The organism is Microcoleus sp. K4-B3 (assembly GCF_036704615.1).
GTDB lineage: Bacteria > Cyanobacteriota > Cyanobacteriia > Cyanobacteriales > Microcoleaceae > Microcoleus.
The window spans coordinates 111,174-127,945 of the sequence record NZ_JAUBSF010000007.1 but is presented as its reverse complement, the minus strand read 5'-3'; the positions used below and the strand labels follow the sequence as shown (position 1 = coordinate 127,945).

Here is a 16,772-nt window from a genome sequence, read left to right as displayed (position 1 = left end):
AAAACCCGGTTTATTTGTCGAAGTGCGTAAGTCCAGAAATTATTAGCCGGAATGCTTCGCCCCTACTGCTGGAAATTATTGACAATTCATTTCCCCAGCCCGATCGACCGCAGCCTGCAATTGTTCCCCCAGTACCCGAACGTGAGGCTCTTTTAACATCCCCAAGTGGTCGCTGGGAATGTCGTAAACCTCTATTCCTCGACTCACTACCTCGCCCCAACCCAATTCGCGATCGGCACCAAACGCGGCGGCACTCTCAACTGCCTTGAAAACAGAAGCCCGACCCGGATAAACTCCCGCTACATAATGTCTCAATGCCTCATTATTTAATTCCCCATGAGAGAAGTTTTCCAAATAAATTGGCAAGGGACGCCCGATCGCCCCGTACAACTTGCACAAAATTCTCCAATGAATATAAGTGAGATCCTGGATTTTTCCCATCAGATTGCTCTTCACTTTCTTCATAAATAAAGCAGGCGTGAGCCGTAAAACTTTCATCCCGCGTTGATTCTTCTTAATCTCAGACAAATTTTTGAAAGTAGCCGGCCCGTAAGTGTCCAACAATCCCAGCAAAGCTACTTTCTCACCTAGATCGTGAAGTTGCCGAGCCATCTCAAAAGCTACCGTCCCCCCAAAAGATACTCCTAACAAAAAATAAGGGCCGTGCGGCTGAAAAGTTTGCATTTCTTTTATGTAATAAGCTGCCAATTCCTCAACTCGATTGGGGGGAGCCAATTTTTCATCCATAATCTGGGTTGACAGTCCCAAAACAGGCTGCGATCGATCGATATAATTCATTAAAGGACGGTAAAATTCCAATCCTCTGCCGAGCACGTGGATGCAGAACAGAGGCGGTTTGTAACTTCCTGTTCCCGGTTGAATCACGACCATTGACGGAGAAGGTGACGACCATTCCGGTTCGCGGAGAATGTTAGCCAATTGCTCAACTGTTGGCGATTGGAAAATAGCAGACAGCGGCAGCTTTTTGTCGAAGACTTTCTCAATTTCCGCTAACAGGCGGGCTGCTAGCAGGGAATGTCCTCCCACCTCGAAGAAATTGTCCCTGATTCCCATTGAATTGATGCCTAAAACTTTTTCCCAAATTTTTGTCACTTGGAATTCAAACTTGTCGCGGGGGGAAACAGCAATTGTTTCATTGGGCGCCGCGCCGCTAGATTGCCACTTTTGAGTTGCCAAAGCGCGGCGGTCTACTTTGCCGTTGGGGTTTAAGGGCAAAGCGTCGAGGAACACAAACCCAGCAGGTATCATGTAGTCTGGCAGTCTTTCTTGCAGGAAAATGCGCAGGGTACCGGCTGCGAGAATTTGACCTGGGCGGGAAACTGCATAAGCTGCGAGACATTTGTTGCCCGAAGCATCTAACTGAACTGCGATCGCCGCTTGGCTGACATCTGGATGTCCGGCGAGCACAGCCTCAATTTCTCCCACTTCGATGCGGAAGCCGCGAATCTTTACCTGATTGTCGGTCCGTCCGAGGTACTCGATGTTACCGTCACTCAGGTAGCGGGCTAAATCCCCTGTTTTATAAAGGCGATTTGATTTGGGATGATTAGATGCTTCTTGGCTTTGGGCAATCTCTAGTTTCTCACCAGCATTCCCCAATCTAAAATCTAAAATCGGCAATCTAAAATCGTTGAAGGGATTCGGAATGAACCTTTGGGCTGTCAAATCGGGGCGGTTGAGGTAGCCTCTGGCCAAGCCTGCGCCGCCTGCATACAATTCCCCCGGAACGCCGATCGGCACTGGCTGCAAATGCCGATCGAGTATGTAAACTTGAGTATTGGCGATCGCCCGCCCGATTGGAACGGAATTGCCAATTTGACTGGCAGAGTCGATCGGCGCGCAGCAAGTAAAAGTCGTATTTTCGGTCGGCCCGTAACCGTTAATTAATTTGCAGTTTGGAACTTCTCGCAGCAACTTCTGGACGTGGGGAACAGATAAAACGTCACCGCCTGCCAACAGTTGGCGCACACCCTTTAAATCCTCAATGCGATCGTCCACCATCAAGTGAAACAGTCCGGCTGTCAGCCACAAAATTGTCACATTGTATAAGCGAATCGCCTCTCCCAACTCTGCCAAAGAAGGGCTGCCGGGAGGGAATACCGCCAGTTGCGCCCCGTTGAGCAGCGCTCCCCAAATTTCCAAAGTCGAGGCGTCGAAGGAAATCGGAGCAAGTTGCAGGAAGACTTCTGCTGCGGTGAGGCTGGCGAAATTAGTTTCTTTGACTAACCGCACTACGCCCCGGTGGACGACGCAAACGCCTTTGGGCTTGCCTGTCGAACCAGAAGTATACATTACATAAGCTAGATTGTCGGCATTAGCGAGACTGGCTGGGTTGATCTCACTTTGTGCGTCTATTTCCTGCTGCGCCGCATCCAGACAAATTACTTTTGCTCCGCAGTCGGGAAGTTTTTCTACTAGGTTCTGTTGAGTCAAAAGCACCGATATTTGGGCGTCTGACAGCATGAAATCCAGCCGCTCTTTGGGATAAGCGGGGTCTAAGGGCAAGTAAGCCGAGCCGGCTTTGAGAACAGCTAAAAGCGAGACGATCGCATCCATAGATCGATCCAAACAAATGCCCACTAAAACTTCCGGGCCAGCCCCCAAAGTTTGCAAGTAATGTGCGAGTTGATTGGCGCGACAATTTAGCTGTTGGTAGGTTAGCTGTTGCTCTCCAAAAACTACGGCTACAGCGTCGGGAGTTTGTTCTGCTTGAACTTCAAATAGTTGGTGAATGCAGGCTGATTCGGGATAATTTGTTTGAGTGTTATTCCATTCAACTAATAGCTGTTCCCGTTCCGCTGCCGTCAAAATTGGCAAGTTTTTCAGCGGTTGCTCTGGATTAGCAACTATCCCCTCTAACAGCACCTCAAATTCAGCCATGCGGCGGCGGATTGTCGCAGCATCAAATAAGTTGGTATTGTACTGGCACTCCAGCACGAGTTTGTTTTTTGTTTCGCTGGCATTCACTGCCCATTCAAAGTTTTCCGAAGTTCTCGGATTCGAGAAGACTTCAGCTTCAAAACCGTCAAAATTAAGTTGCTCTTCTGTAAGCTGTACGTCCAGATTAAAAGTTACAGGCACTAGCGGAATGCGGCTGAAGTCCCGAGGCACTGCTAGTTTTTTTACCAAAGTACCGAAGGTAATCTGCTGGCAGTCGAGAGCATCTAAAATTGCCGTGCGGCGCGATCGCAAATAATCTCTAAAAGATTGTTCCTCGTTAATGCGGGTGCGCAGCGGCAACAAGCTCACGCAGTGTCCGGCAAGCTTGTCTTTTCCCCCAACAAGTTGTCCCGCCGCCGGCATTCCGACAACCAAATCCTCTTGCCCGCACAAGCGGTACATAAAAGCTTCAAATGCAGCAAAGAGAGTTGTAAAAAAACTGCACCCTGCTTTTTTTCCCAGGCGTTTGAGGTTAGCAACCAAATCTGGATTGAGTTCCCAATCTTCCCGCGAACCCTGGTAAGTTCTCAAAGCAGGTCGCGCTCTGTCTGTCGGCAAATCTAGCACCGGAATTGTGCCGGAAAACTGTTCTAACCAATACTTTTCAGCCTCAATAATTTCGGTAGTTGTTGAATTTTCTTCTTGTGAAATTGCGTATTCTATAAAACTTTCTGGCTGTGGAAGATTGGCAGCTAACCCTTGCTTTTTGGCAGAATAAATTGCGCCTAAATCCGGGAATATTATGCCCCAAGACCAGCCATCGCAAATGATGTGGTGGCCGGTGAGAATAACGATGTGTTCCTGCTCTTGCAGCTTAATAATTTGACTGCGAAACAGCGGCCCGCGCACTAGATTGAAAGGTCGATCGACTTCTTGACGGCGCAAATGTGCTAATTTCGATTCGCGATCGCGATCGTCCACAATTGACAAGTCGATCGCCGGAATGTCGAGTTCGATCGACGACGCAATACAAAGAGTCGATCCGTCAGGGCTAAATGTTGTCCGCAGCGCCTCGTGCCGCTGGACTAATTCCTGAATGGAAAATCGGAGAGATTCAATGTCGAGGTTTCCTTGCAACCGCAGACACATCGACTCGTTATAAGCGCAATTTGCCTCGTCTCCCATTTGCACAGCAATCCAGATTTCCTTTTGCGATTCCGTCGCGGGTACGCAAGCAAAAAGTTCTCCGCCGGCGAAAGGATCGAAGTCTACAGCAGTTAGTTTTGGTTGTAAATCTGCGGCTATTTTCATCGGCTATTAACAGTAGTGCAGCTAAATAAATTTAAGTGAGAGATGTAGGGGGTACGGCAAGGGGCGACAAAGCAGGGAGACAACCTATTGTTTTATGCCCAAATGCTTCACCCTCCAACCAAGCGAGGAAAGCGTAACCCTTACATCTATCAAATCAAACGGTTTGAGATTATTTGTTGGAGATGTCTAATGAACTCAAATGTATTACTCCGTTCCCATCAATCTTTCGCGAGCACTCAGCAAAGCACCTGCACCCGTCAGATAAGCATTAATCATCTTGGCTTTGACCGAATTGTTGCCTCTGGGGATGCAACATTCGTTCGTAAAAAATTTCCAATTTGATTCGCAAAGTTGGTCAAATGCTACGGAAATTGTTAAAGTCAGCGACCTTGCCGTGTGATACCAGCCGCAGGGAATAAATAGCGTTTCACCTGCTGAAATTGTAATAGTTGTGGGCGTAGCTTCAGCCAAAAGCGGATATTTTTTTAAGTCGGGATTGTGATGGTTTTCAATCTCAGATAGCCAAGGAGAACCTGGTTTTGGGTAAAGATACTTTTGCTGCTCCGGCGGAAACATTGTAAATTCTTTTTCCCCATAAATTTGATTGATATACGCATAAAGCCCGAGAAAATCGTAGTGCAAATAAGGAAATTGTCCGCCCGGCCCGCCGAAGAATATTTCTAAGTCGTACAAATCATTGAGCAGCATCTTTGGGATTAAGCTGCTGTGCGTGCGATCGGGTGTGGCAATACTCGGTCTGGGAGAAATATCGGGTTCTAAATCGGCAAAATCTTTGCGAACATTTAGTTTGAAAGGATAGGGAGCCGGATTCTCTTTTGTGGAATTCTTGAGCAAATCGAACAATTTGTTGAGCGTGTAAATGTTACCACCTATTTCAATTTCTCGCTCGCCAAATTTTTCTTGAAAATACTCCGGCGTAAATTTCGTTTTGGCAGGCCAATCTTTTGATAAATCGGTGAAAATAACTGGTTTGCCGGGATTGCGGTACTCGTTGACAAATTCTTGGTGGGTCAGACCTGTGCGGCGGTCTACTTGAATAGTTTTTGCTGTTTGGAGCATTTTGATTTTTCCTGTGTTTGTTAGTGGAAATTCATTGCCGATTTGAAGAGATTTATCGTGTTCGTGGGGCGGGTTTCTGAGATTGTTGGTCTGAGGCAATTATTGTGGGTCAAACCCGCTCCTACAGGTAGATTGAGATTTACCATTGGGTGGGGGCGGGTTTGCGAGATTATTTGTCTTACCCATAGATGGTTTGTAAAACCGCCCCTACAGGATTTAATTACCAACGCTAAACGTCAATTTGATAAACTATCTCCTACTTGTAAATGTTTTCCTGGACGCTCTGGATCTGCTATGTACCAAGCTGGATTGCCATTAGGATCTCGCCCTAATTTGGCACCGGGTACGGGAGAATTGTTTGCGAAAGCAATTGACGATTTTGATCCCCCATTTGTATTGCCATTCTTGTTAAAATCAAGAACCTTAATATAGCCACCAGACGGAGCGGCCAAAAATCCGGCTGACTGCAATTCGGCAATGCTGTTTTTAAATGCTTCCTTGGCAAAAGCAAGATCTGCGTCGGAATGGGCTAGGGTCAGAAAACACGGGCGGTGATCCCAAATGTGAATTCCTTTTTCCCGCAGCGAGTAAAACAGCAGTTCTCCATGAGTAAAATCTTGCGGGTAGGTGATTTTGAACAGGGAACCGAAGTTTTTAACTGTGAAAGGTGCTTGCTCTCGATCGAACATGGCGTTCAATTCTGCAACGAATTTGTCTGTTTTGGCATTGAGTTCGCGCTGCAATGAAGGCCCGCCCCGTTTCAAATATTCTAGGGATGCCTTGGCGGCTGCTAAAGTCAGGGGATGGCGCACAAAAGTCCCTGCAAAATAAGTGACGCCTACTTCCGGGAACGAGTCGTCGCCGAACTGCCAAAAACCGCCGTCTAAAGCGTCCATCCAGGCGGATTTGCCCGCGATTACCCCGATCGACATCCCGCCGCCGACGACTTTGCCGTAGGTGCCGATATCCGCTTGTACGCCGAAATATTCTTGGGCCCCGCCCGGTGCAACTCGGAATCCGGTAATCACTTCGTCCATAATGAAAGCGCAACCGGCTTGTTCGGTAATCCGGCGCACTTCGTGGAGGAATTCTCGCGGTTGCCAGTCGGGACGGCGACTTTGTACCGGTTCTACCATGATGGCTGCAAACTCGCCCGCCCGCGCTTTGAGGATTTCCAGGGATTCCGGTTCGCCGTAGTCGAGGATTAGGGTATTGTCAACGGCGGATTGGGGAATGCCCGGTGCTGCGGGGAGCGATCGCAGTTTTTTGGTGCCGCGCACGATCACTTCGTCGAAAATCCCGTGATAGTCTCCGGTAAACATGACGATCGTACTGTTGCCCGTGACGGTGCGGGCCAGGCGCATTGCGCCCAAAACGGCTTCTGAACCGGTGTTGCAGAAGGCGGCGCGATCGTGTTTTGTCATCTCGCACACGAGTTCGGCAACTTCCCCGGCTAGCGGTGTTTGCGGGCCGATTTCATACCCGCGCTGCATTTGGGCTGCGATCGCTTCTGTAATAAATGCAGGCGAATATCCGAAAAAGTTCGACCCGAAACCGTTGGTTAAATCCACGTACTCGTTGCCGTCTTCATCCCAAATTTTAGAACCCGACGAACGCACCGCCACAATTGGATAAACCAACTCTTTCATCGTCCGGTTAAACCCCGAAACTACCCGCGGATCGGCGAGGTGATGGCGGTGAGTCTGAGTGTACTGTTTGGATTTCTGAGTTCGCGCCGTATATCGCTTGATAAATGTTTCTAAATATGCTGATTGCTGCGGAGTTAATCCGTCGCGATCGGATGTGTCGATGCGGGCGGCGGCACCGAACACCTTTTTTGGTTCTGCTGTTGGTTCCGCTGTTGGTGCTGCTGTTGGTGCGATCGCGCTGCCGTTAGTCTGGGATTGCGGGGTATTTTGAGTTGGTGCCGGCGGCTGCGAGGGGGCAGGCACGGGGGCACTGCCCCTACCGTTAGTTGTCGGTGGCGGCTGTGCGGGAACCAAACCAGCGCCGCCCAACAGTTCTAGCTGTCGCGACATAATTTGCAACTGCTGCCCGATCAGGTATTCGAGATTGCCAGACTGTACGGGATTCAAAATTTGAGGCCCAGGGCTGGGTAAGGGCAGATTTACAGGGGCGCTGACTGCAACGGGAGTGGCAATGGGCGCAGGAGGTGCTGCTGTCGGCGCGATCGCCGGTGCGGGTGCGGGTACGGGCGCGGCTTGTTGGACGGCAGGAGTTGCAGGCAAAACCTCCGGCGGCAGAGCACCATCGATAAATTCAGATAAAGTGCCGAGAGTGGGGAAAGTTTCTAATAGCTGGCGAAAGGTAATTTTGATGCTAAATTCTTTTTGCAAATTCAGCGCTACTTGAGTCAAAGACAGAGAATCCAAACCCATTTCTAGAAAAGTTAAATCCTCATCAACACTGGCTAAATCTTCACCGGAAGTTTCTTCTAGGATGTTTTTAATTACAGGGATAAGTCTGTATTTGCGCGCTGCTTGTTTGGTTTCAACCTGTGAATTTGGCATCGGTAATTGATTGTTGACTGTTGACTGTTGACTGTTGACTGTTGATTGTTGGGAATTGGGAATTGGGAATTGGGAATTATCCCACTCTCCCACTCTCCCACTCTCCCACTCTCCCCCTTTCCCACTCTCCCCCTCTGACACTTTTGGTTCGATCCAGAAGCGTTTGCTCTCGAAGGGATAAGTCGGCAAGGGAAGGCGATCGCGCGTTTCCTCTTGATAAAAGCTCTGCCAGTCGATCGATACTCCGCAAAGCCAAAGCTGTCCGGCTGCACTCAACAAAGCCGCCCATTCAGTTTGATTTTCATGGCTGTCGCTGAGGGAAGAAATGGCAACTTGTTTTTTCAAATCTTTGGCTTGTTTGCGAGCTAAAGTAGCAGCCGTTGTTCTCGGCCCGACTTCCAAAAGTATCCGGTTCGGATCTTGCCACAGCTCTTTTATCCCGTCGGCAAAACGCACTGTCGCCCGCAAATGCCGCGCCCAATACATCGGATCTGTTGCTTGTTCCGCTGTTATCCAACTAGCAGTTACAGTAGAAACAAATGGGATAGTTGGCGCTGACAACTGCACTTTTTTGACATATTCGCCGAAAGGTTCGACGATCGAATCCACCATCGGCGAATGAAAAGCGTGGGAAGTGTGCAGTTGTTTGCAGACAACGCTTTCGCTTTCTAGTTGCTGCTGAAAAAGTGCGATCGCCTCCGTCGGCCCGGAAACCACGCACAAATCCGGCGCATTCACCGCCGCCACTGCCAAATCCCCACTCAAGCGCCCCTCGACTTGCGCCGCCGGCAACCGCACCGACAGCATCGAACCTCCCGGCAATTCTTGCATCAAGCGCCCCCTCGCTGCCACCAGCATCAAGGCATCTTCCAGGGAAAACACGCCTGCGATAGTTGCGGCTACAAATTCGCCGATGCTGTGCCCGATCGCACCTTGGGGAGTGACGCCCCAACTCTGCCACAGCTTGGAAAGCGCGTATTCTACGGTAAATATCGCAGGCTGAGTCAAGAAAGTTTGGCGGAGGGATTCGGCGGCTGTCGCTTCATCGCTGCCGGGATACAGGACTTTCCGCAAATCTCGGCCGAGGTGCGGCTGCAAAATTTCGGCGCAGCGATCGACTGTTTCGCGGAATAAAGGCTCGGATTCGTACAAATTCAAGCCCATATTGACGTATTGCGACCCTTGTCCCGGAAACATGAAGATTACTGCCGGATTTCTCGATTCGGTGCAGCGGGTTGCTGTACGCAGCGGTGGCAGGGATTCGAGTATCTCAACGGCATCGGTGCGATCGCTGCAAACGGCGAAACGGCGGTAATTGAAGGCTTGCCGCCCGGTTTGCAGGGTGTAAGCAGCATCGGCGAGATCGATCTCCGGGTTTTGGGCGATGTGCGATCGCAAATTTGCGGTAGCTGCGTCCAAAGCAGATGGAGTTTTCGCCGACAGCAGCAGTAACTGCCGCGGGCGAGAAGGACTTGACGGTTCCAGCGCGGGCGCTTCTTCGAGGACAACGTGAGCGTTGGTGCCGCCGACACCAAACGAACTGACTCCGGCTCTTCTGGGCGTTTTGCCGGCTTTCCATTCCGAGAGTTCGGCGTTGACGTAGAAGGGGCTGTTGGCAAAATCAATGGCTGGATTCGGTTGCTCGAAGTGCAGAGTGGCGGGTATTTGCTGGTGTTTGAGGGCTAAAGCTGTTTTGATCAGCCCTGTGACTCCCGCCGCGGCGATCGTGTGTCCGAAGTTGCTTTTGACGGAGCCGATCGCGCAAAATTGTTTGGCTGCGGTTTTCAGGGAAAAAGCCTGAGTCAGCGCTTCTATTTCGATCGGATCGCCCAGGGGGGTTGCCGTGCCGTGGGTTTCGACGTAGGATATGGTTTCGGGATTCACGTCTGCCATCGCGTGGGCCATCGCGATCGCGTCTGCTTGCCCGTCTACGCTTGGTGCTGCAAAGCTGACTTTGGCTGCCCCGTCGTTATTGAGCCCGACTCCGCGAATTACGGCATAGATTGTATCTCTGTCGGCGATCGCTTCTTCCAAACGCTTGAGTACCAAAGCCCCGGCTGCGTTGCCGAACACGGTTCCTTCAGCTTTGGCGTCGAAAGGTTTGCAGTGTCCGTCGCTGGAGAACATCCCCCCTTCTTGATACAAATAACCGCTATTTTGGGGCACCGTAATTGATATCCCGCCGGCTAGGGCTAAATCGCACTGGTAGCTCATCAAAGCATAAAAAGCTTGACAAACGGCAACTAATGATGTGGAGCAAGCGGTATGTACGCTGACGCTCGGCCCCTTGAGATTCAGCTTGTAGGAGGTGCGGGTAGCAATGTAGTCTTTTTCGTTGGCTACCATCACCTGAAACTCGCCCGCGCGGGAAATTACATCCGATCGTCCGGCGATGTTGTTGGGAAAATAAGTATTGTTGCCCGTGCCGGCGTACACTCCGATCGAGCCGTTGAAGGTATTCGGATCGCAGCCTGCATTTTCTAGGGCGGCCCAAGCTATTTCTAAAAAAACGCGCTGCTGCGGGTCGGTAATTTCGGCTTCGCGGGGGTTCACGCCGAAAAATGCTGCGTCAAAGCGATCGGCCCCGTCAATAATTCCTCTAGCTTTGACGTAATTCGGATTTTGTCTGAGATTGGGGTCAATACTGGGGTCTAGTTCAGCGTCGCCGAACAACGTTGTAGACTCCACTCCGCCGCACAAATTCTGCCACAATTCATCGACACTGGCAGCACCGGGAAAGCGGCCCGCCATGCCAATAATCGCAATCCCGTCAAGTTCTGGGTTTTCTTCGGAATTAGTCATTAAATTAACGTTTTTTGGTAGATTGCTTCTGCCTGTTAAAAGCAGCTTTTTGTCGATCGGCCCTGTCTTGAAATTTGTTGTTGGACGGGCTCGCACTTTGCCCCTGATTTAAATAATTTGCCAATTGGGCGATCGTCGGGTGCTGGAACAATTTCACAACCGCTAAGTCAGTGTGTACCAGAGCCCGAACTTGGACTGCAACTTGCAGCGTCATCAAAGAATTGCCTCCAATCTCGAAGAAATTGTCGTGAATGCCGACGCGATCGAGCTTCAGCAGCTTAGACCAAACACCCGCCAGCAAAAGCTCCAACTCGCTTTGCGGTGCAGCGTAACTCTGGGACTGTTCTTGTCGCTGCGAGTCAGGTGCCGGCAGGGCGCGGCGGTCAATTTTTCCGCTGGGCGTCTTCGGCATCGCCTCAACATTTACAAACACCGCAGGCACCATGTAATCTGGGAGTTGCCCTTGCAGGTAACGGCGGAGGTCGGCTATTGCCAATTGCTCCTCTGGATTCGCCACTATGTATGCAACCAGTCGTTTGTCCCCCGGTGCGTCTTCCCGCGCCAGCACCACAGCTTGTTTGACGGCGCGATGTTTTGCCAGTGCGGTTTCGATTTCTCCCAACTCTATGCGGAAGCCGCGAATTTTGACTTGGCCGTCAATCCGCCCGATGTACTCGATGTTACCGTCGGGCAGGTAGCGAGCTAAATCTCCTGTTTTGTAAAGGCGCTCTTCTTCATCCTCGATCGCGCTTATTTCATTTTGTTTAAAAGGATTAGGAATAAATTTTTCAGCAGTCAAGTCCGGGCGGTTGAGATAGCCCCGGGCCAAACAGATACCCCCGATGTACAGTTCTCCGGGGACGCCGATCGGTACAAACTCACAGTTCCTGTCTAACAAATATATCTGGGTGTTGGCAATAGGGCGGCCGATCGGAGGCAGTGCGGGCCAATCTCCGGGCGGGCCTGCGAGGGTATAAGCTGTAACAACGTGGCTCTCGGAGGGGCCGTATTGATTGTGCAGGGTACAATTTTCTAGCTGCTGAAAGAAACTGGCTATGTAACGGTTGACTTGCAACTGTTCGCCGGCGGTGATTACTTCGCGCAGCGATTTCGGTACTAGCTGATAGGTATCGGCTGCTTCGGCTAAGTGTTGCAGGGCGATAAAAGGGAGAAATAGTCTTTGAATCTTTTGTTTGTCGATTAGCTGCAACAAACTCTGGGCATCTCGCCGGATTTCTTCTGTGATGAAAACGAGGGTGCCGCCGGCACACCAAGTACAGAACATTTCTTGAAACGAGACATCGAAGCTGAGAGATGCAAATTGCAGGGTTTTGGCTGGGCCTTCAAGGGTGGAGTTTTGCAGTTGCCACGCAATTAGGTTGACTAGGGAACGGTGCGGGAGGGGAACTCCTTTGGGTTTGCCTGTGGAACCTGATGTATATATTGTATAAGTTAAATTTTGGGGAGAGACGCTGCTAGCTGGGTTTTCCGTGCTGTGACTGCTGATTGTTTCCCAGTCTGCGTCCAAGCAAACGGCGCGGGCTTGATGCGCGGGCAGCACCGATACTAAGTGAGATTGAGTGAGGATAACGGGAGCTTGGGTGTCGGCTAACATGAAAATCAGCCGTTCTTTGGGGTAGGCCGGATCTAGGGGAACGTAAGCTGCGCCTGCTTTGAGAACGCCTAAAACGGCGATCGCAATTTCTAAGGAACGTTCCATGCAAATAGCTACTAAAACATCGGGCCCGACGCCTAATTGCTGCAAGTAATGAGCTAGTTGATTGGCTTTGGAATTGAGTTCCAGGTAGGTTAGTTGCTGTTGGAGATTTTGGGAAAAAACGGCGGCAATGGCATCGGGCGATCGATCGACTTGTGCTTCAAATAATTGGTGAACGCATTTGTCTTGCGGATAATTTGCTTGAGTTTGATTCCACTCCTGCAACTGAGCAAGTTCGGCTGCTGTCAGCATTGACAATTTGCTGATTTTCTGCTGGGGATTCGCGGCTATACTTTCTAGCAAAGTTTGCAGGTGTGCCAACATTCGGGTAATGGCGATCGGATCGAAGCGCTGGCGATCGCCAGCAATTTTTAGCAGCAGTTCGGTTCCCCCGTATGCGTAAACAGTTAGGGGAAAACTTGTCTGTTCTAAAAGCTGAAATTCTCGGTTTTGCCAGTTGCCACCGAGAGCTTGCAAGGCAGAGTTAATGTGATATTTTTCAACTACTAGCAGGCTTTCAAATAAAGCTCTGCCGCGGGGAATCTCGCTCCATTCTTGAGTTTTTGCCAGCGGCACGTTCCCATATTCTTGAAATGCCGTCCACTGAGTTTGCAGTTGTTTGAGCCAGTCGTTCGCTGACAAATCGGGAGATACAATTACCCGAAATGGCAAAGTATTTATGAATAATCCTACCGCTGATTCTACGTTTTCTAGATTCTGCGATCTACTGTTGCAAATAGTTCCAAATACTACATCTTCCGAACCGGAACAGCGGCTCAAAAGTAAAGCCCACGCTCCTTGCAGCAAGGTATTTAGGGTTAGTTGCTGTTCTTGAATGAGGGAGTTTAAGGCTGCGGTTACGGTGCTAGAAAGCCGGATTTTTGGTTCAGCTGATAAATTTTCTGTTGGTGTCAGGAACAGGCATCTTGCCTGTTCCACAACCGATGAATTTTGTTGTGGGACGGGCATCTTGCCCGCCCTTGAAACATCCCCAACTAGAGGGGTAGGATCGCTGAAACCGCTTAAGTATTGTTTCCAGAATGTTTCTGATTTCGAGATGTCTGGCTGCTGCCTCCATTCGATGCAATCTCGATCGCAACGGGGCGGTTGTAATTCTAATGGTCGATCGGCACACAGGGATTCGTACAAGGTAAAAACTTCTTGCAAAACCACAATCGCCGAGGTACTGTCCAGCAAAATGTGGTGATAAGTCCAGATGAGTTTGTAATCGGTTTCCGACAAGCGGAACCAAGCCAAACGCATCAGCGGGGGTTGAGTGAGGTCAAAGCCTTGCAGGCGATCGGCTTCCAAATAGGTTTCGAGTTGGTTTGCGCGATCGCCCTCCGACAAATTGCGCCAGTCTCGTTCAACGCTTGGCAGTTCAACTTGTTGGTGTAATGTTTGCAGCGGAACTTCTTCGCCTGACCAACAAAAACTCGTTCTTAAGATTGGATGCCGCTGCACTATTTGCTGCCAAGCTTTGAGGAAAACTGAAACATTCAAATTTTCGCGGATGCTACAGATCGCTTGTTCGATGTCTATCCCTGATTTTTGGCTAGAAAGGCTGTCGAACAACATCCCTTGCTGTATCGGTGAAAGTTGATAGGAAGATTCACTATCAGTGGTTGCGGATTGCGGGCGATCGTCTGCTGGCAATGACATATTTATATGTAAGTATTGATGGAAAAGACTTTTGAGCAACTGTAGCCGGATTTTTAAGGCTTTTTCAAGTAACTATTCATCCCCAAGCACGGTAAAATCATCGATCGCGTACACCTGACATAATATTTTGTTTTTGGCTGTAATATTTGATCGGCTCAGCCGATGCTAACTCAAACTCTACCGCCCTGTAAAGTATTTATGATACATTTTACGGGTAGCGCCGCCAAAGAGCATTTCCCGTTCAGCAACCGTGTAATTGCACAGCCTGTAAATATTAAAATTGCTTAATATTCTGTTGGCGATCGACTTTCTTCTCTCAAGAATAACTAAAGCCTTCAACATCTGCTATAACAGGCTGACATCCGCACTCAACAGCAATGATTTGCATCCTGTCTGCTGGCAATCGCTGCGGTAGATTAGCTACAGCCAACCTCAACCTTTAAAGAAAGCGATGGGATATTTGATTGGTGCGATCGTCCTCAGAATCTTTATTTGAGCTGGATTCGATATCGTGCATACCATCCGCAACAGGGAACTGAATCGCTCCAAAATCAACAAAAAAATTCAAGCTGAAATGGTCAAAGAGACATATTGCTGTCAATTTTTTGATTTTGAATAACCACAGAAAGTATAAAATATCGTTCTGACGCACCGTTTATTGGCTGGTGCGTCAGCGGAAGGGTTCGTCAGATTAGAGATTTTCAAGAAGTATGAAAAATCGAATTATGACGCACCATTTATATCATGTCCGGTAAATTAGTTATAATTTGTCATTGCGAGCGGAACGCACGCAGTGAAGCGAAGCAATCGCCACCATTTGAGATTGCGACACGAGCGCGAACAATGACAAGTGATTAGCCGAACATGATATTATCGAGCGGTGCATCAGCTTGGAGATTGTTAGTTTGTGGCGCAAATAATGTGAATTGACGCACCCTACTTATTCGAGTATTTAATGAATGGAAAATGCAATTTAAAATTTTCCATTCATTCTCAATTTTTACGCTTTTGGCTCAACCCAAATCGTTATCCCCTCAACCCTCAAACCTTTGCCGCGAGTGCCGCAATATTGACCGTTAGCAGTAACCGGAGTATCGCCCACATTCTGAATGTGAGCCGTATAAAATACGTCATACTTATCAGCTTGCGGCCCAGTCAGCCGCGCGGCAAATCCCTCAATGCGCTTCGCTTTGCCCCGGAAGCCAGCTAGCTCGCCTTCCGATATCCAAGCAGTGTCGCCAACTCCTTCAACGTGAGCCATGTACTGCAAATTTAAACCGACAACGGGAGGCTCTATTTTAATTTGAAATCCTTCCACGCGGCGGCCTTGAGCGCGTGTGCCGGCATATTCTCGATCGCTAAAAGTTCGATCGCCAATTCCTTGAATGTGCGCCAACACTTTTAAACCCACAGGCGCCGCTGTTTGGGAACTCGCAGACGGCGCGATCCAAACTTTGATGCCCTCGATCCTCAAAGCTTTGCCGCGAGTGCCGCAATATTCGCCGTTGGAGGACACCTCGGTGTCGCCGATATTCTGAATGTGAGCGCTATAAAATACGTCGTACTTATCAGCTTGCGGCCCGTTCAACCGCACGGCAAATCCCTCAATTCGTTTCGATTGACCCCGAAAACCTGCCAATTCTCCTTCGCCGATCCAAGGAGTATCGCCAACACCTTCGACGTGAGCCATGTACTCGACATTTAAGCCGGGAATTGGGGGATCGATATTAATTTGAAATCCTTCGACGCGGCGCCCTTGAGCTTTAGTACCCGCGTATTCTTGAGCACCGAAAGTTCGATCGCCAATTCCCTGAATGTGCGCCAAAACTTTGATTCCCAAAGCGCCCTCTACAGGAGCCTGTTGAATGTTGCGAGGTGCGCCAAAAACAATGTTCCCCGAGCCGGTTGTTTGGAGGGACTGAGGTACTTCGACGCTGGGAACGATAATCACCTCGTGCATGGGGGCCGAAGGTGCGGGGGATTCCAAAATCTGGATCTGTGGCGCAACTGCAACTTGTTTCGGCGCCACATTTCCCGACGGAATGATAATCACTTCGGGTAAGGGTTGGGCGCTGATTTTTGGTTCTGGCGCTGCTTGAAATGCGGGTTCGACTTTAGCAGGTGCTGCTTTTACCATCTCAGCAATGGTTAATTTGCCTCTGGAAATGGCGACGGCTATTTGTTTGCCAAAAGCGGCGCTGACTGTTTCTTCGAGGATGACCCACTGTTCGTCGTCTAATTTGTCTTGCTGTTCCACCAGGGCGAGCACTGCTGAAACTGGGTGTTTGCCGCTGACTAAAGATTCAGCGTCGGAATGCAGTTGAGTTGGGGTTGATTCGGAAATCGCGCGGTGCAGTTCGCGGGCTTTGGCATGAACTGATTGTAAGGGCGCGAAGTCGCTTTGTTCGCGGTGGGCGATCGCCAATACTCGATCGATAACTTTCAAAGCTGCGTCGCGAATTTCTGCTTTACCTTCGGAAGCTGCTACAGTCTCGACTAAGTTTTGAATGTCTTTGAGGGAAGCAATTTCCCCCGGCGCGATCGTGGATTTGTTGAGTTCGAGAGCTTGTTTTTGGACTGTGGCAAAGTTGCGGCTGTAGGCGGCTACTTCTTGCAGCAAGCTGTCAGAGGGAGGAAGGCCGGAGTCTTGCAGTTGTTTGGCTGCTTGGGAGAGGCGATCGGCCAAATTAGCATAAGTTTCCGATAGTCGGGCTATTTGTTGTAGCAAATCTTTATGAGCTGGTTCCATATGTCTTGCCGTAAATATT

5 protein-coding genes are annotated in these 16,772 nt (G+C 49.7%); all 5 read right to left on the bottom strand.

Features of this window, described 5'->3' with window-relative positions; translation table 11 throughout:
* Positions 1 to 75 precede the first annotated feature (75 nt).
* The 5 genes from QUA78_RS06050 to QUA78_RS06030 all read right to left on the bottom strand — a co-directional run bounded on the left by QUA78_RS06050 (position 76) and on the right by QUA78_RS06030 (position 16,753).
* A complete protein-coding gene (locus QUA78_RS06050; protein ID WP_333300339.1) occupies positions 76 to 4,212 on the bottom strand; it encodes an amino acid adenylation domain-containing protein in 4,137 nt (1,378 codons plus the stop codon).
* Between the two features lie 204 nt (positions 4,213 to 4,416).
* Positions 4,417 to 5,292, bottom strand: a complete 876-nt coding sequence (locus tag QUA78_RS06045) for a cupin-like domain-containing protein (protein ID WP_333300342.1) — start codon at positions 5,290 to 5,292, stop codon at positions 4,417 to 4,419.
* A 236-nt stretch (positions 5,293 to 5,528) separates the two neighbouring features.
* A complete protein-coding gene (locus tag QUA78_RS06040; protein ID WP_333300343.1) occupies positions 5,529 to 10,625 on the bottom strand; it encodes an aminotransferase class III-fold pyridoxal phosphate-dependent enzyme in 5,097 nt (1,698 codons plus the stop codon).
* Positions 10,626 to 10,629: 4 nt separating this feature from the next.
* Complete coding sequence (locus QUA78_RS06035; RefSeq protein WP_333300344.1) at positions 10,630 to 14,004, bottom strand: amino acid adenylation domain-containing protein; 3,375 nt, start codon at positions 14,002 to 14,004, stop codon at positions 10,630 to 10,632.
* Positions 14,005 to 15,004: 1,000 nt separating this feature from the next.
* A complete protein-coding gene (locus tag QUA78_RS06030; protein ID WP_333300348.1) occupies positions 15,005 to 16,753 on the bottom strand; it encodes a hypothetical protein in 1,749 nt (582 codons plus the stop codon).
* Positions 16,754 to 16,772 lie beyond the last annotated feature (19 nt).